Annotated in this window: 18 protein-coding genes; 10 read left to right on the top strand and 8 right to left on the bottom strand. The window is 71.5% G+C overall.

Annotation, left to right across the window (positions count from 1 at the left end):
* Window positions 1-21 precede the first annotated feature (21 nt).
* Window positions 22-3,537 (bottom strand): methionine synthase, encoded by a 3,516-nt coding sequence (metH, locus tag ABZ267_RS23385; protein ID WP_356756510.1) that lies wholly within the window; start codon window positions 3,535-3,537, stop codon window positions 22-24.
* Between the two features lie 240 nt (window positions 3,538-3,777).
* Between metH and ABZ267_RS23380 the strand changes: the two genes are divergently transcribed.
* The 6 genes from ABZ267_RS23380 (at window position 3,778) to ABZ267_RS23355 (ending at window position 11,257) form a co-directional block, all read left to right on the top strand.
* Window positions 3,778-4,542, top strand: a complete 765-nt coding sequence (locus ABZ267_RS23380; protein WP_326706703.1) for an IclR family transcriptional regulator — start codon at window positions 3,778-3,780, stop codon at window positions 4,540-4,542.
* Window positions 4,543-4,924: 382 nt separating this feature from the next.
* Window positions 4,925-5,716, top strand: coding sequence for an MIP/aquaporin family protein (locus ABZ267_RS23375; protein WP_356756508.1), 792 nt, complete (start codon window positions 4,925-4,927; stop codon window positions 5,714-5,716).
* Between the two features lie 58 nt (window positions 5,717-5,774).
* On the top strand, window positions 5,775-7,319 hold the full coding sequence (gene glpK / locus ABZ267_RS23370; RefSeq protein WP_151511653.1) for a glycerol kinase GlpK: 1,545 nt from the start codon (window positions 5,775-5,777) through the stop codon (window positions 7,317-7,319).
* A gap of 15 nt (window positions 7,320-7,334) precedes the next feature.
* Window positions 7,335-8,945 (top strand): glycerol-3-phosphate dehydrogenase/oxidase, encoded by a 1,611-nt coding sequence (locus tag ABZ267_RS23365; RefSeq protein ID WP_356756506.1) that lies wholly within the window; start codon window positions 7,335-7,337, stop codon window positions 8,943-8,945.
* Between the two features lie 96 nt (window positions 8,946-9,041).
* Window positions 9,042-10,100: an LLM class flavin-dependent oxidoreductase gene (locus tag ABZ267_RS23360; protein ID WP_356756504.1), complete on the top strand. Its 1,059-nt coding sequence runs from the start codon at window positions 9,042-9,044 to the stop codon at window positions 10,098-10,100.
* Window positions 10,101-10,234: 134 nt separating this feature from the next.
* Window positions 10,235-11,257, top strand: coding sequence for a PAC2 family protein (locus ABZ267_RS23355; protein WP_356756502.1), 1,023 nt, complete (start codon window positions 10,235-10,237; stop codon window positions 11,255-11,257).
* A 69-nt stretch (window positions 11,258-11,326) separates the two neighbouring features.
* On the opposite strand, the gene mshC is transcribed toward ABZ267_RS23355, so the two are convergent.
* From mshC to ABZ267_RS23335, 4 genes are all read right to left on the bottom strand, one after another.
* Window positions 11,327-12,556, bottom strand: a complete 1,230-nt coding sequence (gene mshC, locus ABZ267_RS23350) for a cysteine--1-D-myo-inosityl 2-amino-2-deoxy-alpha-D-glucopyranoside ligase (protein WP_356756526.1) — start codon at window positions 12,554-12,556, stop codon at window positions 11,327-11,329.
* 130 nt (window positions 12,557-12,686) lie between these two features.
* Entirely contained in the window at window positions 12,687-13,520 is an 834-nt protein-coding gene (locus ABZ267_RS23345; protein WP_356756500.1) for an SCO1664 family protein, read from the bottom strand.
* A complete protein-coding gene (locus ABZ267_RS23340; protein WP_355865661.1) occupies window positions 13,484-14,074 on the bottom strand; it encodes a DUF3090 domain-containing protein in 591 nt (196 codons plus the stop codon). The genes ABZ267_RS23345 and ABZ267_RS23340 overlap by 37 nt, the downstream gene beginning before the upstream one ends.
* 72 nt (window positions 14,075-14,146) lie before the next feature.
* Window positions 14,147-14,869: a histidine phosphatase family protein gene (locus ABZ267_RS23335; protein ID WP_356756497.1), complete on the bottom strand. Its 723-nt coding sequence runs from the start codon at window positions 14,867-14,869 to the stop codon at window positions 14,147-14,149.
* 124 nt (window positions 14,870-14,993) lie between these two features.
* Between ABZ267_RS23335 and corA the strand changes: the two genes are divergently transcribed.
* Window positions 14,994-15,980, top strand: coding sequence for a magnesium/cobalt transporter CorA (gene corA / locus ABZ267_RS23330; protein ID WP_356756495.1), 987 nt, complete (start codon window positions 14,994-14,996; stop codon window positions 15,978-15,980).
* A gap of 82 nt (window positions 15,981-16,062) precedes the next feature.
* Here the strand turns inward: corA and ABZ267_RS23325 are convergent, their stop codons facing one another.
* Together ABZ267_RS23325 and ABZ267_RS23320 are read right to left on the bottom strand one after the other, a co-directional pair.
* Complete coding sequence (locus tag ABZ267_RS23325; RefSeq protein WP_356756493.1) at window positions 16,063-16,851, bottom strand: ferritin-like domain-containing protein; 789 nt, start codon at window positions 16,849-16,851, stop codon at window positions 16,063-16,065.
* A gap of 214 nt (window positions 16,852-17,065) precedes the next feature.
* Window positions 17,066-18,115, bottom strand: coding sequence for an LLM class F420-dependent oxidoreductase (locus tag ABZ267_RS23320; protein WP_356756491.1), 1,050 nt, complete (start codon window positions 18,113-18,115; stop codon window positions 17,066-17,068).
* Window positions 18,116-18,253: 138 nt separating this feature from the next.
* Here ABZ267_RS23320 and ABZ267_RS23315 point away from each other — a divergent pair, with 138 nt between their 5' ends.
* Together ABZ267_RS23315 and ABZ267_RS23310 are read left to right on the top strand one after the other, a co-directional pair.
* Window positions 18,254-19,237 carry an aldo/keto reductase gene (locus ABZ267_RS23315; protein ID WP_356756489.1) on the top strand — a complete coding sequence of 328 codons (984 nt, stop codon included), beginning with the start codon at window positions 18,254-18,256 and terminating at the stop codon, window positions 19,235-19,237.
* Entirely contained in the window at window positions 19,234-21,477 is a 2,244-nt protein-coding gene (locus tag ABZ267_RS23310; protein WP_356756487.1) for a helix-hairpin-helix domain-containing protein, read from the top strand. Before ABZ267_RS23315 ends, ABZ267_RS23310 begins: the two co-directional genes overlap by 4 nt.
* Window positions 21,478-21,530: 53 nt before the next feature.
* Here the strand turns inward: ABZ267_RS23310 and ABZ267_RS23305 are convergent, their stop codons facing one another.
* A complete protein-coding gene (locus tag ABZ267_RS23305; protein ID WP_356756485.1) occupies window positions 21,531-22,193 on the bottom strand; it encodes a hypothetical protein in 663 nt (220 codons plus the stop codon).
* Window positions 22,194-22,240: 47 nt separating this feature from the next.
* On the opposite strand from ABZ267_RS23305, the gene ABZ267_RS23300 reads away from it, so the two are divergent.
* Window positions 22,241-22,429 carry a DUF5703 family protein gene (locus tag ABZ267_RS23300; protein WP_003970138.1) on the top strand — a complete coding sequence of 63 codons (189 nt, stop codon included), beginning with the start codon at window positions 22,241-22,243 and terminating at the stop codon, window positions 22,427-22,429.
* The last annotated feature ends 4 nt before the right edge of the window (window positions 22,430-22,433 follow it).

Raw genomic sequence — 22,433 nt, 5'->3', positions numbered from 1 at the left:
AACCGTGGTGCGACGGCGTGGTTACCGTGCGTTGAAGTACTTCGCCTCGGGGTGGTGGATGACGATGGCGTCCGTGGACTGCTCCGGGTGGAGCTGGAACTCCTCGGAGAGCTCGACGCCGATCCGGCCCGGCTGGAGGAGGTCGGCGATCTTCGCGCGGTCCTCCAGGTCCGGGCAGGCCCCGTAACCGAGCGAGAAGCGCGCGCCGCGGTACTTCAGCGCGAACATGTCCTCGACGTCGGCGGGGTCCTCGCCGGCGAAGCCGAGCTCGCTGCGGACCCGGGCGTGCCAGTACTCGGCGAGGGCCTCGGCGAGCTGGACGGAGAGGCCGTGCAGCTCCAGGTAGTCGCGGTAGGAGTTGGCGGCGAACAGCTCGGCGGTGGCCTCGCCGATCCGGGAGCCGACGGTGACGACCTGGAGGCCGATCACATCCGTCTCGCCGGACTCCTCGGGACGGAAGAAGTCCGCGAGGCAGAGGCGGCGGCCGCGGCGCTGGCGCGGGAAGGTGAAGCGGGTGCGCTCGGAGCCGTCCTCGTGGAGGAGGATCAGGTCCTCGCCCTTGGAGACGCACGGGAAGTAGCCGTAGACGACGGCGGCTTCCAGCAGGTTGTTGGACTGGAGGTGGTCGAGCCAGCCGCGCAGGTGCGGGCGGCCCTCGGTCTCGACCAGCTCCTCGTACGTCGGTCCGTCACCGGTCCTCGCCTGCTTGAGGCCCCACTGGCCCTTGAACAGCGCGCCCTCGTCGAGCCAGGACGCGTAGTCCTTCAGCGGGATGCCCTTGATGACCCGCGTGCCCCAGAACGGCGGCTCGGGGACCGGGTTGGTGGTGGAGACGTCCGAGCGCACCGAGCCCTCGGGCTCCTCGACCTCCAGCACCGCCGCGACGTCCTTCTTCGGGACCCGGCGCTGCTTCAGCTCGGGCAGCACCGCGCCCGGCACGCCGCGCTTGACGCCGATGAGCGCGTCCATCAGGCGCAGGCCCTCGAAGGCGTCGCGGGCGTAGCGGACCTCGCCCTCGTAGATCTCGTGCAGGTCCTGCTCGACGTAGGCCCTGGTCAGCGCGGCGCCACCGAGGATGACCGGGAAGTCGGCGGCCATCTTGCGCTGGTTCAGCTCCTGGAGGTTCTCCTTCATGATCACGGTGGACTTCACCAGGAGACCGGACATGCCGATGACGTCGGCGCGGTGCTCCTCGGCGGCTTCCAGGATCGCGGAGACGGGCTGCTTGATGCCAAGGTTGACGACGTTGTAGCCGTTGTTGGAGAGGATGATGTCGACGAGGTTCTTGCCGATGTCGTGGACGTCGCCGCGGACGGTGGCGAGCACGATCGTGCCCTTGCCGTCGTCATCGGTCTTCTCCATGTGTGGCTCCAGGTGTGCCACCGCGCTCTTCATGACCTCGGCGGACTGGAGGACGAACGGCAGCTGCATCTGGCCGGAGCCGAACAGCTCACCGACCACCTTCATGCCTTCGAGCAGCGTGTTGTTGACGATGTCGAGGGCCGGAGTGTCCTGAAGCGCCTCGTCGAGGTCGGCTTCCAGGCCGTTCTTCTCGCCGTCGATGATGCGACGCTGGAGCCGCTCGTCCAGCGGGAGGGCCATAAGCTCCTCGGCCCTGCCCGCCTTCATCGACTTCATGTTGACGCCCTCGAACAGGCCCATGAGCTTCTGGAGAGGGTCGTAGCCTTCGGCGCGGCGGTCGTAGATCAGGTCGAGCGCGACCTTGACCTGCTCCTCCTCCAGCCGGGCGATCGGCAGGATCTTCGAGGCGTGCACGATCGCGGAGTCCAGGCCCGCCTTGACGCACTCGTCGAGGAAGACGGAGTTCAGCACGACGCGCGCGGCCGGGTTGAGGCCGAAGGAGATGTTGGAGAGGCCCAGCGTGGTCTGGACGTCCGGGTGGCGCTTCTTCAGCTCGCGGATGGCGCCGATGGTGGCGATGCCGTCGCCGCGGGACTCCTCCTGGCCGGTGCAGATGGTGAAGGTCAGGGTGTCGATGAGGATGTCGGACTCGTGGATGGACCAGTTGGTGGTGAGGTCCTCGATGAGCCGCTCGGCGATGGCGACCTTGTGCTCGACCGTGCGGGCCTGGCCCTCCTCGTCGATGGTCAGCGCGATGAGAGCGGCGCCGTGCTCGGAGGCCAGCGCGCTGACCTGCGCGAAGCGGGAGTCGGGGCCGTCGCCGTCCTCGTAGTTCACCGAGTTCAGCACGGCGCGGCCGCCGAGCTTCTCCAGGCCGGCGCGGAGCACGGGCAGCTCGGTGGAGTCCAGCACGATCGGGAGGGTGGAGGCGGTCGCGAAGCGGCCGGCCAGCTCCGCCATGTCGGCGACGCCGTCGCGGCCCACGTAGTCGACGCAGAGGTCGAGCATGTGCGCGCCTTCGCGGATCTGGTCGCGGGCCATCTCCACGCAGTCGTCCCAGCGGGCCTCCAGCATGGCCTCCCGGAACTTCTTGGAGCCGTTGGCGTTGGTGCGCTCCCCGATCGCCAGGTAAGCGGTGTCCTGGCGGAAGGGGATCGTCTGGTAGAGCGAGGCCGCGCCGGGCTCGGGGCGCGGGTCGCGCTCGGTCGGCGTGAGCCCCTGGGCCCGCTCCACCACGGCCTTCAGGTGGGCCGGCGTCGTACCGCAGCAGCCGCCGATGAGGGAGAGGCCGTAGTCCCGGACGAACGTCTCCTGGGAGTCGGCGAGGCCGTCGGGGCCGAGCGGGAAGTGCGCGCCGTCCTTGGTGAGGACCGGCAGGCCGGCGTTGGGCATGCACATCAGGGGCGTACGGGAGTGGCGGGCGAGGTAGCGCAGGTGCTCGCTCATCTCGTCCGGGCCGGTGGAGCAGTTCAGACCGATGAGGTCGATGCCCAGCGGCTCCAGGGCCGTGAGAGCGGCGCCGATCTCGGAGCCGAGCAGCATGACGCCGGTCGTCTCGAAGGCGAGGGAACAGATCAGCGGCACGTCGATGCCGAGGGCGTCCATGGCCCGGCGCGCGCCGATGATGCTGGACTTGGTCTGCAGCAGGTCCTGGGTGGTCTCGACGATCAGGGCGTCGGAGCCGCCCGCGAGGAGGCCCTCGGCGTTCTTCTGGTAGCCGTCGCGCAGGACGTCGTAACTGATGTGGCCGAGCGAGGGCAGCTTGGTGCCGGGGCCGATCGAGCCGAGGACCCAGCGCTGACGGCCGTCCTTCTCCGCGAACTCGTCGGCGACCTCGCGGGCGATCCGGGCGCCGGACTCGGAGAGCTCGAAGATCCGGTCGGCGATCTCGTACTCGTTGGCGGCGGAGTGGTTCGCGCCGAAGGTGTTGGTCTCGACGCAGTCGACGCCGACCGCGAAGTACTCCTCGTGGACGGAGCGCACGATGTCGGGGCGGGTGATGTTGAGGATCTCGTTGCAGCCTTCGAGGTTCTCGAAGTCCTCAAGCGTCGGGTCCTGCGCCTGGAGCATGGTGCCCATCGCGCCGTCGGCCACCACCACCCGGGTGGCGAGCGCCTCGCGCAGGGCCTGCGCGCGAGTCCGGCTGTCGGGGGCGGGTGTCGGCAACGAGGCCATGGATGATCTCCCAGGGATGCGACGGCTGTCGGCTTTGCGTCCTTCTTGAGGAAGGCGCACCCCGTCAGCGTAGCCGGACACCTCGACGCGTGGTCGGTCCGTCCATGAGGCGGACTGCATGCTGTGCGGGTGCGGGCGCGGCGGGCCGTCAGGAGGAGACTTTCCCCCGAGGCCCGGCGCAGGTCGGCATCGACCGATAGTGTTCAGCATTGTCGAACCGAGGTGGAGGAGTACGGCGCGATGGCCAAGAACATCCAGTCGCTGGAGCGGGCGGCCGCGATGCTGCGCCTGCTGGCGGGCGGCGAGCGGCGGCTCGGGCTGTCCGATATCGCCTCCTCCCTGGGGCTGGCCAAGGGCACCGCCCACGGAATCCTCCGCACGCTCCAGCTGGAGGGGTTCGTCGAGCAGGACGCCGCCTCGGGGCGCTACCAGCTCGGCGCCGAGCTGCTGCGGCTCGGCAACAGCTATCTCGACGTCCACGAGCTGCGGGCCCGCGCCCTGGTCTGGACGGACGACCTGGCCCGCTCCAGCGGCGAGAGCGTCCACCTCGGCGTGCTCCACCAGCACGGCGTCCTCATCGTCCACCACGTCTTCCGGCCCGACGACAGCCGCCAGGTGCTGGAGGTCGGCGCGATGCAGCCGCTGCACTCCACGGCGCTCGGCAAGGTGCTGTCCGCGTACGACCCGGTGGCGCACAGCGAGGTCATGGAGGCGGAGCGCCGCTCCTTCACCGGGCGCACGGTCACGGCCGCCGACGAGTTCGAGGCGATGCTGGACCTGATCCGCGCCCAGGGCTGGGCCGCCGACGCCGAGGAGACCTGGGAGGGCGTGGCCGCCGTGTCCGCGCCGGTCCACGACCGGCGCAGGATGCCGGTGGGCGCGGTGGCGGTGACGGGCGCGGTGGAGCGGGTGGCGCCGGGCGGCGTGCTGCGGCCCGAGCTGATCGCGGCCGTACGGGACTGCGCGCGGGCGGTCTCGCGGGACCTGGGCGCCGGGCGCTTCTGAGCGCCGGGCGCGCCTGAGGGCCGGGGCCCCTGAAGGCTGGGCGCTTCCGAGAGCCGCGCCGCCATCGCCGTAACGCCCGCCGCATGCGCCCGCTCGCGCCCGCGTGGGTCCGGGCGCATCGTGGGGTAACGATCGCGTCGCGCACCGAGTCCTGCACCACAGAACCCTTGACGCTTCCTTCACTCGGGAGAAACACTGCCGTTCAACGGTCGGCATTGTCGAACGCCTAACGGCAATACGCGTTAGGGTGTGACAGTGCCAAGGGCCGGTCAAGCCCTTACAGGTGGGCTGCCCACGCTTTGTGGATACCCATCTGGGGCGCGGACCACCGGAGGGACCCGGTGTTCCGCTCTCCCCTGGACGAAGGACAAAGGAGTCACGGGTGTCCAGCTCCGACATTTTCATCGGCGAGACCATCGGTACCGCCGTACTCATCCTGCTCGGCGGCGGTGTCTGTGCCGCCGTCACGCTGAAGCGCTCGAAGGCCCAGAACGCGGGCTGGCTGGCCATCACCTTCGGGTGGGGTTTCGCCGTGCTGACCGGTGCCTATCTGGCCGGCGGCGTCTCGGGTGCCCACCTCAACCCCGCGGTCACCCTCGGCCTCGCCATTCAGGGCGGTACCGCGTGGGGCGACGTGCCCCTCTACCTCGGCTCGCAGCTGCTCGGTGCGATGATCGGCGCCGTCCTGGTCTACGCGGTGTACTACGGGCAGTTCCACGCCCACCTCACCGACCCGGAGATCATCAAGGCGCAGCCCGCCGACGAGGCGATGGTCGACCAGACCGCCGCCCCCAAGGCCGGACCGGTGCTCGGGATCTTCTCCACCGGCCCCGAGATCCGCAACGGCGTGCAGAACGTCGTCACCGAGGTCATCGCCACCCTCGTGCTGGTCCTGGCGATCCTGACCCAGGGCCTCAACGACGAGGGCAACGGCCTCGGCACGCTCGGCGCCCTGATCACCGCCCTGGTCGTCGTCGGTATCGGCCTCTCGCTCGGCGGGCCCACGGGTTACGCCATCAACCCGGTCCGCGACCTCGGACCGCGCATCGTGCACGCGGCGCTCCCGCTGCCGAACAAGGGTGGTTCGGACTGGGGCTACGCGTGGGTACCCATCGTGGGTCCGCTCATCGGTGGCGCTCTCGCCGGTGGGCTCTACAACCTGGCCTTCGCCTAGCCCACGCGGGTATCAGCGCCGTAACCCTTATCACTTCACAGACTTCCGGGAGCACACCGTGACCGACGCACACACCACCGGCACCCACGGCACCGGCCCGTTCATCGCGGCCATCGACCAGGGCACGACCTCCAGCCGCTGCATCGTCTTCGACAAGGACGGCCGGATCGTCTCGGTCGACCAGAAGGAGCACGAGCAGATCTTCCCGAAGCCGGGATGGGTCGAGCACGACGCGACCGAGATCTGGGAGAACGTGCAGGAGGTCGTCGCCGGGGCCATCGTCAAGGCCGGCATCACCTCCGCCGACGTCAAGGCGATCGGCATCACCAACCAGCGCGAGACCACGCTCCTGTGGGACAAGAACACCGGTGAGCCGGTGCACAACGCGCTGGTCTGGCAGGACACCCGTACCGACGCGCTCTGCAAGGAGCTCGGCCGCAACGTGGGCCAGGACCGCTTCCGCCGCGAGACCGGGCTGCCGCTCGCCTCGTACTTCGCCGGGCCCAAGGTCCGCTGGCTGCTCGACAACGTCGAGGGGCTGCGCGAGCGCGCCGAGGCCGGCGACATCCTCTTCGGCACCATGGACTCCTGGGTCATCTGGAACCTGACCGGCGGCACCGACGGCGGCGTGCACGTCACCGACGTCACCAACGCCTCGCGCACCCTCCTGATGAACCTGCACAAGATGGAGTGGGACGACAAGATCCTCTCCTCCATCGGCATCCCGGCCGCGGTCCTCCCGGAGATCCGCTCCTCCGCCGAGGTGTACGGCCACGCCAAGGGCGGCATCCTCGACGGCGTGCCCGTCGCCTCCGCGCTCGGCGACCAGCAGGCGGCCCTCTTCGGCCAGACCTGTTTCGCCGAGGGCGAGGCCAAGTCCACGTACGGCACCGGCACCTTCATGCTGATGAACACCGGTGGCACGCCGGTGAACTCGTACAACGGGCTGCTCACCACCGTCGGCTACCAGATCGGCGACAAGCCTCCGGTGTACGCCCTGGAGGGCTCCATCGCGGTCACCGGTTCGCTGGTGCAGTGGATGCGCGACCAGATGGGCCTGATCAAGTCGGCCGCGGAGATCGAGACGCTGGCCTCCTCGGTCGAGGACAACGGCGGCGCCTACTTCGTGCCCGCCTTCTCCGGACTGTTCGCCCCGTACTGGCGTCCCGACGCCCGAGGCGTGATCACCGGTCTCACCCGTTACGTCACCAAGGCGCACATCGCCCGTGCCGTCCTGGAGGCCACCGCCTGGCAGACCCGCGAGATCAGCGACGCCATGACGAAGGACTCCGGCGTCGAGCTGGCCGCGCTCAAGGTCGACGGCGGCATGACGTCCAACAACCTACTGATGCAGACGCTCGCCGACTTCCTGGACGCGCCGGTGGTGCGCCCGATGGTCGCCGAGACCACCTGCCTCGGCGCCGCCTACGCCGCCGGCCTGGCCGTCGGCTTCTGGCCGGACACCGACGCGCTGCGCGCCAACTGGCGCCGGGCCGCCGAGTGGACACCCCGCATGGACGCGGACACCCGTGCCCGCGAGTACAAGAGCTGGCTCAAGGCCGTCGAACGGACCATGGGCTGGGTCGAGGACGAAGAAAGCTGACGAGGAGCATTCAAAATGACCACCCTGCAGAGCGTTCCCGCCCTCGGAACGCACCCGGCCTCCGGCTCGCTGCCGAGCCGCGCCGAAACCCGGGAGCAGCTGTCCCGGGCGACGTACGACCTCCTGGTCATCGGCGGCGGCATCCTGGGCATCTCCACCGCCTGGCATGCCGCGCAGTCCGGGCTGCGGGTGGCACTGGTGGACGCCGGTGACTTCGCCGGCGCCACCTCCTCCGCCTCCTCCAAGCTGCTCCACGGCGGTCTGCGCTACCTCCAGACCGGCGCGGTCAAGCTGGTCGCGGAGAACCACTTCGAGCGCCGCGCGGTCTCCCGCGAGGTGGCCCCGCACCTGGCCAACCCGCTCACCTTCTACCTGCCGGTCTACAAGGGCGGCCCGCACGGCGCGGCCAAGCTCGGCGCGGGCGTCTTCGCCTACTCCGCGCTCTCCGCGTTCGGCGACGGCGTCGGCCACGTCATATCCCCGGCCAAGGCCCAGCGCGACGTACCGGAACTGCGCACCGACAACCTGAAGGCCGTCGCGGTCTACGGCGACGACCAGATGAACGACGCCCGCATGGCGCTGATGACGGTCCGCGCGGCCGTCGACGCGGGCGCGGTCGTCCTCAACCACGCGGCCGTCACCGGTCTCCGCTTCACCCGGGGCCGGGTCACCGGAGCCGAGCTGAAGGACAGCGTCGACGGTACGGAGTTCGGCGTCACCGCCCGCCTCGTGCTGAACGCGACCGGCCCGTGGGTCGACCACCTGCGCACGATGGAGGACCCGAACGCGGCGCCTTCCATCCGCCTCTCCAAGGGCGCGCACCTGGTCCTCAAGCGGACCCGGCCGTGGCGGGCCGCGCTGGCCACGCCGATCGACAAGTACCGCATCACGTTCGCGCTGCCGTGGGAGGACATGCTGCTCCTCGGCACGACGGACGAGGAGTACGAAGGTGATCCGGCGGACGTCTCGGTGACCGAGGCCGACACCGCGCAGATCCTCGACGAGGCGGCGTTCTCGATCAAGGACCAGCAGCTCTCGCGCGACCTGATCACGTACTCCTTCGCCGGTCTGCGCGTGCTGCCCGGCGGTCCCGGCGACACGTCCAAGGCCAAGCGCGAGACGGTCGTCACGGAGGGCCGCGGCGGAATGCTCTCGGTCGCCGGCGGCAAGTGGACGACCTTCCGCCACATCGGCCGTACGGTGATGAACAAGCTGGCCGCACTGCCCGGCCACCCGCTGGCCGAGGACATGGAGCCGATGAACCGGCTGCCGAGGAAGCTGCCGCTGCCCGGTATCGCCAACCCGAACGCGGTCGCGCACCGGCTGCTCATCGACGGTGGCACTCCTGGCCCGCGCATGGCACCGGACACCGCACGGCACCTGGCCACGCACTACGGCTCGCTCGCCTTCGACATCGCGCGGCTGGCCAACGAGAGCCCGGCGCTGGCCGAGCGCGTCCACCCGGACGCCCCGGAGATCTGGGCGCAGGTCGCCTACGCCCGCGACCACGAGTGGGCCGAGACGGCCGACGACGTACTGCGCCGCCGGACCACGCTGACGATCCGCGGCCTGGCGACGGACGACGTCCGCGACGGCGTCGAGAAGCTCCTGGCCGACCGCGACTGACCCACCGAGGGCGGCTTCCCGTGCGCGGAAGCCGCCCTCTCCACGCGCCACACTCCCGCCATACGCGCGCAATGTGCCGCGAGGAGAGTGGAGGTCATGAGATTTTCGGTGCTCTCCCTGATCGGCCATGACCCACACCCGCTGACCGGTGAACTCCCCTCCCCCGCCGACCGGTTCGAGGAAGTGATCGCCACCGCGACGGTGGCGGAGGAGCTCGGCTTCGACTCCTGCTCGGTCGGCGAGCGGCACGCCGGAGCGTTCCTCTCCTCCAGCCCGAGCGTGGTGCTCGGCGCGATCGCGGCCCGTACGAGCACGATCCGGCTGCTCACCGGAGTGACCGTGGTCGCGATCCTGGACCCGGTCCGGGTCGCGGAGGACTTCGCGACGCTCGACCAGATATCCCGGGGCCGGATCGAGCTGGTCGTCGGGAAGGGCGCGGAGGCGGGCCACTTCGACCTCTTCGGGCTCGACGAGGAACGCCAGTGGGACCTCCAGAAGGAGAAGTACGAGCTGCTGCGCCGCCTCTGGACCGAGGAAGGCGTCGACTGGGAAGGCGAGTTCCGGCCGCCGCTGAAGAACGTGACGACGGTGCCACGTCCGTACGACGGCCTTCCGCGCGTCTGGCACGGCTCGGCCACCAGCCTCAACTCCCCGGAGCTGGCCGCGAGACACGGCGACCCGCTCTTCACCGCCAACGCCATCCAGCCGCGCGAGGCGTACGCGAAGCTCATCGCGCACTACCGGGAGCGGTTCGAGGCGTACGGGCACGATCCGGCGGACGCCAAGGTGGCGGCGGGCTCCGGCGGGCTGCTCATCGCGGACAGCTCGCAGGCGGCCGTGGAGCGGTACAAGGAGCTGTACGAGGCACGGGTGCGGCAGACGTTCAAGCCGCACCTGGCGGGCAAGGCCGGTTACAACACGCCGTTCCGGACCATCGAGGACGCGATCGACGGCGGCCCGCAGCTGATCGGCTCCCCGCAGCAGATCATCGACAAGATCCTCGGCTGGCACACGGTCTACCGCCACGACCTCCAGTCGATCACCGTGGACGGCTTCGGACTGAGCCGGCCGGAGCAGCTGGAGACGCTCCAGCGGTTCGCGGAGGAGATCGCGCCGGTGGTGCGGCGGGAGGCTCCTTCCACGCTCTGGCAGTGAGCTGGTGCACTGTTCGGCCCGATGATCCACTCCTGCTGGCAAGGTTCACCCGGCCGTGCAAACGGGCTGCGGTCGAAGGGTCCCGAAGCCGTAAGGTTGCTCCGTACGTATGGAGACATCGGAAGGAGGCCCGGGTGATCGAGCTCGAGTCGGTGCCCGAGCTGGTCGACCCGGTCATGGTGGCCGCGTTCGAAGGCTGGAACGACGCCGGTGACGCCGCCTCCACAGCGGTCGGCCATCTGGACCGGGAGTGGAAGGGCGAGGTGTTCGCGGCGCTGGACGCCGAGGACTACTACGACTTCCAGGTCAACCGGCCCACGGTGTGGCTGGAGAACGGGGTGCGGAAGGTCACCTGGCCGACGACGCGCCTCTCGGTGGTGCGCGTCGGCGGCGAGAAACCGCGCGACCTCGTCCTGGTGCGCGGGATCGAGCCGTCGATGCGCTGGCGCTCGTTCTGCAACGAGATCCTCGGCTTCGCCCATGAGCTGGGCGTCGAAATGGTCGTCATCCTGGGCGCGTTGCTCGGTGACACCCCGCACACCCGGCCGGTGCCGGTGAGCGGGGTCACCTCCGACGCGGATCTGGCGCGGACGATGGACCTGGAGGAGACCCGGTACGAGGGCCCGACCGGGATCGTCGGCATCCTCCAGGAGGCGTGCACCCATGCCGGTGTTCCGGCGGTGAGCCTGTGGGCGGCGGTGCCGCACTATGTGTCGCAGCCGCCGAACCCGAAGGCGACGCTGGCCCTGCTGAACCGTCTGGAGGACCTGATCGGGCTGCGCATCCCGCTGGGCGAGCTGCCGGAGGACGCGCGGGCCTGGCAGCTCGGCGTGGACCAGCTGGCGGCGGAGGACAGCGAGGTCGCGGAGTACGTCCAGACGCTGGAGGAGGCGCGGGACACCGCCGAGCTGCCGGAGGCCTCCGGTGAGGCCATCGCCAGGGAGTTCGAGCGGTATCTGCGGCGCCGGGACGGCGGACCGGGACCGGGCGGCCATGCGACGGAGAGCGGCGACTCGGCGTATCTGCGCGACCCGTCGAGCGGCCGCACCCGTCCGCCGAAGCCGCCACGGCCGGAGGCGGGACCGGCGAAAAGGCCCGACGACAACGGGGACAAGGGGCCTGACGAGGCGTCCGGAGAGAGTCCCGACGAGGAGTGACCACGAGAACCGGCCCCGGACTTCACGGAGAAGTCCGGGGCCGGTCGCGTGGTGCGGTCCGCCGCTCTTCTAGAGCGCGACGCCGAGCAGCGCGTCGACGGTACGGGAGACGAGGCCGGGTGCTCCTTCGTCCGTGCCGCCCTCCGCGCTCTGGAGCTCGGCCCACCGGTCCACGGCGGCCAGCGCCGCCGGCGTGTCCAGGTCGTCGGAGAGGGCCTCGCGGACCTCCTCCACCAGCGCGTCGGCCGACCGCCCGTCGGGCCGCGAGACGGCGGCGCGCCAGCGGGCGAGGCGCTCCACGGCGTCGGCGAGGACCTGGTCGGTCCACTCCCAGTCGGCGCGGTAGTGGCGGGAGAGCAGGGCCAGGCGGATGGCCGCCGGGTCCACGCCTTCGCGGCGCAGCGTGGAGACGAAGACGAGGTTGCCCTTGGACTTGGACATCTTCTCGCCGTCGAGGCCGACCATGCCGGCGTGGACGTACGCCTTGGCGAACGGGTGCTCGCCGGTCAGCGCCTGAGCGTGCGATGCGCCCATCTCGTGGTGCGGGAAGACCAGGTCGGAGCCGCCGCCCTGGATGTCGAAGCCCATGCCGAGGTGGTCCAGCGCGATGGCCACACACTCGATGTGCCAGCCCGGACGGCCCTCGCCCAGGGTGGCCCCGTCCCAGCTCGGCTCGCCCGGGCGGGCGGCCATCCAGAGCATCGGGTCGAGGGGGTTCTTCTTGCCGGGGCGCTCGGGGTCGCCGCCGCGCTCGGCGGAGAGCAGCCGCATGGCCGCCGCGTCGAGGCCGGAGACCTCGCCGAAGTGCGGGTCGGCGTCGACGGAGAAGTAGATGTCGCCTTCGAGGTCGTAGGCGGCGCCCGCCTCGCGCAGCCGCTCCACGAGCGGCACGATGCCCGGTATGGCTTCGACCGCTCCGATGTAGTGCTGCGGCGGCAGCATCCGCAGAGCGGTCATGTCCTCGCGGAAGAGTGCCGTCTCGCGCTCCGCGAGCTCGGTCCAGTCCTGACCGTCGCGCACGGCCCGCTCCAGGAGCGGATCGTCCACGTCGGTCACGTTCTGGACGTAGTGAACCTGCCGCTTGGTGTCGAGCCACACGCGCTGAACGAGGTCGAACGCGTTGTAGGTCGCCGCATGACCCAGGTGGGTCGCGTCGTACGGCGTGATGCCGCAGACGTAGATGCGGGCGACGGGACCGGGGTCAAGGGTGATCCGTCCGCCGGTCGCGGTGTCGTGGATCCGAAGGTCGCGGCCCTTGCCAGGCAGGGCGGGGACCTCAGAAGCGGGCCAGGCATGCATGCTCATGAGCGTAACCGGACGATGGTTCCGGATACGAACCGGATCCGGATTCCTGTCCGAAGAGGCACTCTTGCGGTAAACCTTCGAAAGGCTGTACGGCCAGGACGTTCACCGATGGTTGCCGGGGCCGCTACACGGGCGGCCACGGGATCGGCGGCCACTGCCCGCTCGGCTTCGGGTGTACGCGGCCGTCGAGCAGACCCGCTACTCGCGCCCGCAGGGCCTCCAGTTCGGCCGCCGTGATGAGTTGCGCCATCCGGGTGGCCAGCGGTTCGCCCGCCGCCAGCTCGCCGGCGAGCAGCGCGAGCACCCGCAGCGCCTCCTCGGTGAGCGGCTCACCGGCCCAGCCCCACAGGAGCGTGCGCAACTTGTCGTCCGCGTTGAAGGTGACCCCGTGGTCGATGCCGTACAGCAGGCCGCCGGGGGCCGGCAGGAGATGGCCGCCTTTGCGGTCGCCGTTGTTGATCACCGCGTCCAGCACCGCCAGCCGCCGCAGCCGGGGGTCGTCCGCGTGCACCAGCAGCGCGGTCCTCCCGCCGCCGACGTCCGCGTAGCCCACGGCCTTCCAGCCCTCGCCCGGCTCGTCGTCCTCGACGAGCGCCAGCAGCTCAGGCGGGTCCTCGGCGGGCCCGTCGATCCAGAGCTGGCACATGCCCTGCCCGTACGGCCCCTCCCGCAGCACGGTGGGCGGCACCAGGTCCCAGCCGGTCGCCCGGGAGATCTCGTACGCGGCCACCTCCCGCTGCGCGAGCGTGCCGTCCGGGAAGTCCCAGAGCGGCTGCTCGCCCGCGACCGGCTTGTAGGCGCAGGTGCGCTCCTCACCCTCGTACGCGATGGTGCAGTGCAGCACCGCGTTGGACGCCCCGCCGACCTGCCCGAGCACGGTGAGCGTGCCGTCGGTGAGCAGGGTGAGCAGCTCGGTGTCCGTCAGGCTCCGCGACGGTATCCGTTCTGGCGCGGGCATACGTGTCCTTCCGGATCGAGCGGCAGGCTGCACAGCGGGCACGGCGGGCGGCCGGCGTTGACGACGTCCAGGGCGCGCTTGGCGAACGCGCGGGCCTGGGCGCCGCTGAGCCGGACGCGGAGCATCGGCGGGCCGTTCTCCTCGTCCTGCAGGAGCTTCTCCTCAGCCTCCGCAAGGTCGTCCTCGGAGTCCGCGTCGAGCTCGACTAGGGCCTGCGCCTCGACAATCATGCGCTGTTCGTCGCCGTCCCAGGCCAGGGCCATGGTGCCGACCCGGAACTCCTCCTCGACGGGCACGTCCAGCGGGGCCGTGTCGGTGACGTCGGTGGGAGCGACGGCGGGCACCGGCGAGTTGCCGCCGGTACGCCGGACCACCTCGTCGAGCAGTTCGTCGATCCGCTCGGCCAGGGCGGCCACCTGGGTCTTCTCCAGGGCGACACTGGTGACCCGGCCCTGGGAGGAGGCCTGGAGGAAAAACGTACGGCGGCCAGGCAACCCGACCGTACCGGCCACGAATCGGTCCGGTGGGTCGTAGAGGAACACCTGACGGGACACGTCCTGTCTCCCTTGAGAATCGATGGGGTGGATAGCGGCGCTACGGCGCGTCCACCCTACTGCCCACGGAGATCACGGCGCGCCCCCGCCGCCCCCGACCGCCGCGTCCGACGTGCCGTCACCCGCGCCGGACGGCACGGCGGCCGCTCCGACGGGCTGTTCACGCGGTGCCAGCGGGGTGAGGTCGCCGGTGTCGCCGACGCGCAGGAGGAAGGGGCGCAGCCGCGTGTAGCGGATCGCGGTGACCGAGCAGGGGTCGACGTGGATGCGCTGGAAGAGGTCCAGGTGCATGCCGAGGGCGTCGGCGACGACGGACTTGATGATGTCGCCGTGCGAGCACATGACGTACGTGGCGTCCTCGCCGTGCTCCGCCTCGACGCGGGCGTTCCAGTCGCGTACGGCGTCGACGGCGCGCGCCTGCATGGCACGCATCGACTCGCCGCCGGGGAAGGCGGCGGCGGAGGGGTGCTGCTGGACGACGGACATCAGCGGTTCGTCGGAGAGTTCGGCGAGCTTGCGGCCCGACCAGTCGCCGTAGTCGCACTCACTGATGCGGTCCTCGCTGTGGACGGCCAGCTCCGGGCGGGCCTCCAGCAGCGGCTGGAGCGTCTGGCGGCAGCGCTCCAGCGGGCTGGTGACGGCGGCGGCGAGGGGGAGCGCGGAGAGCCGTGCGGGCAGGGCGGCGGCCTGTTCGGTACCGCGCTCGTCGAGGAGGACCCCGGGGGTGCGGCCCGCGAGCACTCCGGCGGTGTTGGCGGTGGAGCGTCCGTGGCGTACGAGGATCAGCGTGGGCATACCGGCAGCCTAGATGTCCCCCCGCGCCAGGTGCGAGGACGGGGCTCCCGGGGCAGGAGGGTGCGGTGACCTGACCCCCGCCCACCTTGTACGTTGTGGTCCTTAACCTCCCAAGGATGCCGAAATGATCGTGGACTGTGCCATCTACCAGGACGGCCGCCGGACCGATGGGCCCGACGACTTCTCCGACGCCCTCGACAAGGCGCGGACGTCCGACGACGCCTTCCTCTGGATCGGCCTGCATGAGCCGAGCGAGCAAGAATTCGACCTGGTGCGCCACGAGTTCGGGCTGCACCCGCTCGCGGTCGAGGACGCGCTGCGCGCGCACCAGCGGCCCAAGCTGGAGGTGTACGACGACTCCTTGTTCGCCGTGGTGAAGCCGGTCGTCTACGAGTCGAACAGCGACACGGTGAGCACCGATGAGCTGATGATCTTCATCGGTGACTCGTTCGTGGTGACGGTCCGGCACGGCGAGAGCGCTCCGCTGGCGGATGTACGCAGCCGGCTGGAGGCGGACCCGCAGATACTGGCGCACGGGCCGACCGCGGTGCTGTACGCGATCAGCGACGCGGTGGTGGACCACTACATCGACGTGGCCGGCGAGCTACAGGTGGACCTGGAGGAGCTGGAGACCGAGGTCTTCGCCCCGGCCGCGAGCGGCGACTCCTCGAACACGGCGGCGAGCATCTACACGTTCAAGCGGCAGGTCCTGGAGTTCCGCCGCGCCACCGGCCCGCTGACGGCGCCGATGACCCGGCTCGCGGGTGCCGGAGTGCCGTTCGTCCACCAGGAGGCGCAGCCGTTCTTCCGTGACGTCGCCGACCACCTGACGCGGGTCAACGAGCAGGTGGAGGGGTTGGACCGGCTGCTGTCGGACATCCTCTCGGCCCATCTCGCGCAGATGGGGGTGCGGCAGAACGACGACATGCGCAAGATCTCGGCGTGGGCGGCGATGGCCGCCGTCCCGACGATGGTGGCGGGCATCTACGGTATGAACTTCGACCACATGCCGGAGCTGCACTGGGCGTGGACCTACCCGGCCGTCGTCGCGTTCATGGTCCTGGCGGTGGTCGGCCTCCACCGGCAGTTCAAGCGGCGCGGCTGGCTGTGAGGATCACGCGCGGCCCTTCAAGGTGACGCGTCCGCGTGGAAGGTCACGCGTGTACGTACAGGGTCACGCGTGACGGAACAGGTCACGCGTACTCGGGTTCCGGTACGGCACGGCCGCCGAGGGCGTCGCGGCGCTCGGGCATCTCCAGGCTCACCATGCGCCGCCAGCCGACGAGGCGCTCGTACGCGTACACCGCGCGGATCCCGGCCGCCAGCGCCACGGCCTTGGCGCGCGGCCAGCCCAGCAGCCGGCCCATGTGGTCCATCACCGCGAGGCTGACGTCGCGGTAGGCGGCGATCTCCGCCAGGGCGCACTCGCGCATGATCCGCTGGATGGTCCGGCCGTGGCCCTCGCCGGCGAGCCGCAGCAGCTCCTCGTGGCAGTAGGCGAGGTGGTTGTCCTCGTCGTCGGAGATCATCCGCACCGCGCGGCCGATGTCCGGGTGGTCGGCGAAGTACCGCCGCAGCAGCCGCATCTGCTCGGAGGCGCGCTGCTCGGTGATCCTGCTGTGGGCCAGATAGGTGATGATGTCGCGCTCGGTGAGCCGCTCCTCGCCGCGCAGCCGGGAGTGCGCGAGGCCGATGCCCTGCTGCTCCAGGAGCATCGTGTAGTCGGTCTCCGGCGGGACGTCGGCCGGCCGGAGACCGCGCTTCTTCAGGAGGGCGTTGAAGATCCGGCCGTGCTTGTCCTCGTCGGCGCCGTGCCGGACGATCCGGGGCGCCAGGGAGCGGCGGCTCTCGGGAACCAGGGCGGCGATGCGGGCGTTCTCCCAGCCGCCCTGGGACTCTCCGCTGGCGGCGATGGAGCAGAAGAGCCGGTAGGCCTCGTCGTCGTCCAGGATCTCCTGGAACAGGCTTCGGGCTGAGAGCATGAGGGCCACCTCCGTACCGGCCCCGTGGAACGGCGCCGCGGGGCAGTAATGCGCAGAGCAGCAGTCAAATGCGCCGGGGAGCGGTCGGCAACCGGAGCAATGACGGATACGTCGGTGGGCGGCCTGGCGTAACCCCGGGGCGTGCGGCGCGTTGTTCCGGTGACGGCCGTGGCGGGGAAGACCCCCGAGCCCCCACCACGGCCGTAGTGCTGCCCTAGGCGAGTCCGGAGCGCTCCAGGGCGTCCGTGCCGGCGCGCAAGGCGGTGAGCCGCTCCTCCAGGGTGAAGCCGGCGGGTGCGAGGTTGAGCGTGGTGACGCCGGCGGCGGCGTACGCCTGCATCCGGTCGGCGATCCGCTCGATGGGCCCGAGCAGCGTGGTCTGGTCGATCAGCTGGTGCGGTACGGCGGCGGCCGCGCCGGCCTTGTCGCCGTCCAGGTACTTGTCCTGGATCTCGGCGGCCTCCTTCTCGTACCCCATCCGCTGTGCGAGCTGGTTGTAGAAGTTCTGCTTCCGGCTGCCCATGCCGCCGACGTACAGGGCGGTGTACGGGCGGAACATGTCGGCGAGGCCCTTGACGTCGTCACCGATGGCGAGCGGCAGCGTCGGCGAGACGTCGAAGCCGTCCATGGTCCTGCCGGCCTTCTCGCGGCCCGCGCGCAGATAGGTGAGCGCGGTCTCCTCCAGGTGCTCGGCGGAGGGGAAGATCAGCAGGGCGCCGTCGGCGATCTCGCCGGTCTGCTCCAGGTTCTTCGGGCCGATCGCGGCGATGTAGAGCGGAATGTGCTCGCGCTCCGGGTGGACGGTGAGCCTGATCGGCTTGCCGGGGCCGCCGGGCAGCGGCAGCGTCCAGTGCTGACCCTCGTACGAGAGGCGCTCGCGGGTCATCGCCTTGCGGACGATCTCGACGTACTCACGCGTCCGGGCCAGCGGCTTGTCGAACTTGACCCCGTACCAGCCCTCGGAGACCTGCGGGCCCGAGACGCCGAGGCCGAGCCGGAAGCGGCCGCCGGAGAGCGAGTCGAGCGTGGCGGCGGTCATCGCGGTCATGGCGGGCTGGCGGGCCGGGATCTGCATGATCGCGGAGCCGACGTCGATGGATTCGGTCTGCGCCGCGACCCAGGTCAGCACGGTCGGCGCGTCGGAGCCGTACGCCTCGGCCGCCCAGCAGACGTCGTAGCCGAGCCGGTCGGCCTCCTGGGCGACGGCGAGATTGTCGCCGTCCATGCCCGCGCCCCAGTAGCCGAGATTGATGCCGAGCCGCATAGCCGCTCCCCTTACTGATCAGTAACGTCCCTTCCTCGCGACTCTAGCGCGGGTGGCGGCGATCCGGCAGGCCCGCGCGACCTCCCGTTGTCCACAGGCCCGCACTCGGTGGGGCCGTGGCCAGTAATCTCAGCGCCCATGGAGCAGAGGCATCTCGGCCGCACCGGCCTACGTGTGTCCCGGATCGGGCTCGGCACCCTCACCTGGGGCCGGGACACGGACGAGCACGACGCCGCCGACCAGCTGAAGGCCTTCTGGGACGCGGGCGGCACCTTGGTGGACACGGCCGATGTGTACGGGGGCGGGGAGGCCGAATTCCTGCTCGGGCGGCTCGTCGGCAGCCTGGTGCCGCGTGAGGATCTGGTCATCGCCACGAAGGCCGGAAACGTCCCCGACCCCTACCGCCGCTTCAACGGCTCGCGCGGACATCTGCTGGCCGCGCTGGACGCCTCGCTGGAGCGGCTCGGCACGGATTACGTGGATCTGTGGCAGGTCCACGCCTTCGATCCGGCGACGCCGCTGGAGGAGACGCTCCAGGCGGTGGACCTCGCCGTCTCCTCCGGCCGGGTCCGCTACGCGGGCGTGTCGAACTTCTGCGGCTGGCAGCTGGCCAAGGCCGCCACCTGGCAGCTCGCCGCGCCCGGCGTGCGCACCCGGCTGGCCAGTACGCAGATGGAGTACTCGCTGCTCCAGCGAGGCATCGAGCGCGAGGTGCTGCCCGCCGCGCTGGACCTCGGCATCGGCCTGCTGCCCTCCTCGCCGCTGGGCCGTGGCGTGCTGACCGGCAAGTACCGCCAAGGCACTCCGTCCGATTCCCGGGGCGCCTCCGAACGGTTCGCTCCGTTCGTCGAGCCGTATCTGGACGACGCGGCGGCCCGGATCACCGACGCGGTGGCAACAGCGGCCGACGGCCTGGCGACGAGCCCGCTGCACGTGGCGCTGGCGTGGGTGCGGGACCGGCCCGGAGTGGCCGCGCCGATCGTCGGTGCGCGCAACGCCGGGCAGCTCACGGAGGCTTTGTCAGTGGAGGCGCTTACTCTTCCCTACGAGATCTGCCAGGCGCTCGACGATGTGTCGGCGCCCGTGCACCGCTATCCCGACCAGGACTGGAGCACGCTGTGACTGCGCTTCCCGGGGAGACCCCCGGCACCGCCGGCACGGACACACCGGAGGCCGCCGAGCCCCCGACGGCCACCGCCGCCGAGGCCTCCGCGCACGCCGAGACGCCCGACGACGTCGAGTCCGGGGCCGAGGCTGCCGAGGCCGGAGCTGAGGAGGCCGGCGAGACCGGTGCGGCCGCCGGTGACGGGCCTGCGGGTGAAGCGCCCGCAGCCGCCGCGCTCTCGGAGGCGCAGGCCGAGCTGGCCGCCCAGCGTGAGCTGCGCGAGAGGATCGCGAAGCGCAAGGCCGAGAAGGAGGGCCCCGTCCCCGCGGGCACGAAGCTGAGCGGCACCGCCGCCGACCTGCTCGCGGCCGTACGGGCCGTGGAGAGCGGCGAGAAGGCCGGCGCCGAGTTCTTCGACTCCCCCGCACCAGCACCCGGGCCCCGCCGCGCCGCGCCGGCCCCCGCCGGACAGCCTCCCCGCCCCGCGCCCGCCCCGGCCGCACCCGTCGACCGGGCCGCCTCGCCCGAGGCCACGGACGCGGTGCGCGCGGTCCTCACCGAAGGCGGCGCACCCGAGACCCTGGCCCGCCCGGCCACCGGGACCCTGGGCGAACAGGCCGCCGAGCTGTTGCGCGCCGATCCCTGGCAGCTGCTGGCGGTCCCGGGCGTCCGGCCCGAGCAGGCGGACGGCTTCGCCCGGGCCCTGCTCGGCGCCGCGTGCGGCCCGGACGACGGGCGCCGCACGGCGGCCCTGGTCGGCTGGCTGCTGGAGCGCGCCGCCCTCCAGGGCCACACGGCGCTGGACGCCGAGGCGGTTCGGGCGGCGCTCGCCGAGCGTGCCGTGAGCGACCCGGACGAGGCCGTGCGCAACGCCGTGGAGGAGGGTGTCGCCCTGGTCTTCCAGGAGGGCGCGGACCCCACGGAGTCGGCGGCCGCCGAGGAGCAGGAGGACGAGGAGACCACCGAGGCTCCGGAGCCGGTCCAGGTGCTGCTGGGTCTCGACCGTTACGCGCTGGCCGAGGAGAGCCTCGCCGACGGCCTGGCCCGCCTCATGAACGCCTGTGAGAAGGGCGCCGACTGGGCGGAGGCCGCTGCCGCCGCGCCTTCCCCGTCCGCCGCCGAGCTGATCCGTACGGCGGCCACCGCCGGGCTCGTCGCCCACAGCGGCGGCGAGGCGGCCAGGGCCGAGCCCGCCGCCCTGATCGCCGCGGCGCGGGGCCTGGGGCTGCGGGCCCTGGGCGCCGCCCACAGCGAGGACGGCCGCCGCCGGCTGGCCGAAGCGGTCGGCGCCCCGGAGACGGCGGTCACCCTGGCCGGGCTGCTCTCCGGCACCGAGGGCCCGGGCCGCGACGAGGACGGGGCGCTCGCGCTCGACCTGCTCGTCGTGCTGGACGCCCCGCAGCTGGACGTGGAGGGCGCGGCCGTCCTGGTCGAGGCGCTGGCGGACGGGGCCCGGCTGGTGCTGAGCGGTGACCCCGGTGTCCTGGCTTCGGCGGGCGCCGGGCGGGTCTTCGCCGATGTGCTGGCCGCACGCGCGTGTCCGCAGGTCGTCTCCCGTACGCCGGATCCCGGCCCGATCGGCGAGCTGGTCTCCGGTATCGGCATCGGCGAGCTGAACCAGGTGGAGGCGCCTGGCAAGGAGGTCGTGATCGTCCCGGTCCGCGACGCCGGCGAGGCGGTCCACCGTACGGTGCAGCTCGTCGCGGACTCGGTGCCCCGGGCCTTCTCGATCGCCGCCGCCGACACCCAGGTCATCACCGTGGGCCACGGCGGCGCGGCCGGAACCCGGGTGCTCAACGAGGCGTTGAAGCAGCGGCTCAACCCGGGGCCCGGCCGGTTCGGCGGGTTCGACCCGGGCGACCGCGTGATCCATGTGCCCGCGCCCGGCCGCGCGGTGCCCGGGGTGGTGCGCTCGGCCGACGCGGAGGGGCTGCACCTGGAGTGCGGCGGCGTCCCCGTCGTCGTACCGCAGGAGCGGGTGGAGTCGGCGGTGCGGCACGGCTGGGCGCTCAGTGCCCATCAGGCGGCCGGGATGCGCTGGCCGGCCGCTGTGGTGGTGCTGCCGGGCGACGCGGCGGCGGGGCTGAGCCGGCCGTGGGTCTACACCGCCTTCGGCCGCGGCGAGCGGCACCTGTCCGTGGTGCACGGTGTCGACCAGGCGCTGCCGCACGCGGTGGCGCAGGTCCCGGCCTCGGAGCGGACGACCCGGCTCCGCCCGCTGCTCGAAGCCGTCCCGACGCCTGACGCGGCTTCCTGAGGGACGTACGACAGCGGGCCCCGGCGCACTCCGCGCCGGGGCCCGCTCTCCTGTCACGCGCGGCCGGCCGCCGGCTCGTCGATCTCCTCGTCCAGCTCCTCCTCGTCGAAGACGGCGCTGACGTCGAAGCGGCACACCACCAGCTCGGGGGCGGCGTCCTCGAACGGCGCGCCCAGCCACTCCCCCGGCTCCGGGAGCGCCTCCGCGGCCGAGACCCAGAGCGTGGAGTCGCCCTCCTCCAAGCCGAACTCCTTGTGCCGGGAAGCGATCTCGTCGGGTTCGTACTCGCCGAAGAGCATGCCGAGCGCGGCGTGGACGCTGGTGCCGACCACCGGTGTCATGGTCCCGTCCGCGCCGGGTCCGGCGTCGATGTCGGCGAGGCGCCGGGCCTGGGCGAGCAGGCGCGGAGGCTCCGCGACCGCGTAGTCGCGCCGGATCAGCACGCTCAGCGCGCTGGGTTCGGCCGGTCCGGCGTAGGGCGGCAGGGAGTCGTCCGCGCCGGGGATCTCGAAGGGGGTGACCTCGTCGTAGCGGTCGTAGAGCAGCTCGTCGTAGACCTCGGCCGCAGCGGCCAGTGAGTTGAACGCTTCGTAGACGGCGGGATCGTCGTCCCCGGTACGGCGTTCGACCGCGCCGAGGTGACGGTCGATCGCGGCTTTGACCGCCTCGGCGGCGGCACGTACCTCGGCAGCGGTGGGCTGCGCAGCATCAGACATAGTGCAGACGCTATCCGTACCGGGCCTCTGCCCGCACAATAGATGCGATGCCGGAATACGAATTTGTCGACGTGTACGTGCCGCGCGGGGTCTCCCGCAAGGAAGCGGCCCGACTGCTGACCGACCACGCCGAGTACGGACACTGGGAGCTGGACCGCCTGACGCTGCGCCGTGACGGCAGCCGCAGGGTGCGGCTGCGCAGACGGATCATCCGTCAGTTGCGAGCCACCTGGTGACAGG

Source organism: Streptomyces sp. NPDC006174 (assembly GCF_040614075.1).
GTDB lineage: Bacteria > Actinomycetota > Actinomycetes > Streptomycetales > Streptomycetaceae > Streptomyces.
Note: the sequence above shows the minus strand (reverse complement) of the source record. Positions and strands in the feature narration are given on the sequence as shown.

Excerpts from the sequence above, each read along its gene's own strand:
- metH (WP_356756510.1), bottom strand. The coding sequence starts at position 3,537 with ATGGCCTCGTTGCCGACACCCGCCCCCGACAGCCGGACTCGCGCGCAG.
- ABZ267_RS23380 (WP_326706703.1), top strand. The coding sequence starts at position 3,778 with ATGGCCAAGAACATCCAGTCGCTGGAGCGGGCGGCCGCGATGCTGCGC.
- ABZ267_RS23365 (WP_356756506.1), top strand. The coding sequence starts at position 7,335 with ATGACCACCCTGCAGAGCGTTCCCGCCCTCGGAACGCACCCGGCCTCC.
- ABZ267_RS23360 (WP_356756504.1), top strand. The coding sequence starts at position 9,042 with ATGAGATTTTCGGTGCTCTCCCTGATCGGCCATGACCCACACCCGCTG.
- mshC (WP_356756526.1), bottom strand. The coding sequence starts at position 12,556 with ATGCATGCCTGGCCCGCTTCTGAGGTCCCCGCCCTGCCTGGCAAGGGC.
- ABZ267_RS23345 (WP_356756500.1), bottom strand. The coding sequence starts at position 13,520 with ATGCCCGCGCCAGAACGGATACCGTCGCGGAGCCTGACGGACACCGAG.
- ABZ267_RS23335 (WP_356756497.1), bottom strand. The coding sequence starts at position 14,869 with ATGCCCACGCTGATCCTCGTACGCCACGGACGCTCCACCGCCAACACC.
- corA (WP_356756495.1), top strand. The coding sequence starts at position 14,994 with ATGATCGTGGACTGTGCCATCTACCAGGACGGCCGCCGGACCGATGGG.
- ABZ267_RS23325 (WP_356756493.1), bottom strand. The coding sequence starts at position 16,851 with ATGCTCTCAGCCCGAAGCCTGTTCCAGGAGATCCTGGACGACGACGAG.
- ABZ267_RS23320 (WP_356756491.1), bottom strand. The coding sequence starts at position 18,115 with ATGCGGCTCGGCATCAATCTCGGCTACTGGGGCGCGGGCATGGACGGC.
- ABZ267_RS23315 (WP_356756489.1), top strand. The coding sequence starts at position 18,254 with ATGGAGCAGAGGCATCTCGGCCGCACCGGCCTACGTGTGTCCCGGATC.
- ABZ267_RS23305 (WP_356756485.1), bottom strand. The coding sequence starts at position 22,193 with ATGTCTGATGCTGCGCAGCCCACCGCTGCCGAGGTACGTGCCGCCGCC.
- ABZ267_RS23300 (WP_003970138.1), top strand. The coding sequence starts at position 22,241 with ATGCCGGAATACGAATTTGTCGACGTGTACGTGCCGCGCGGGGTCTCC.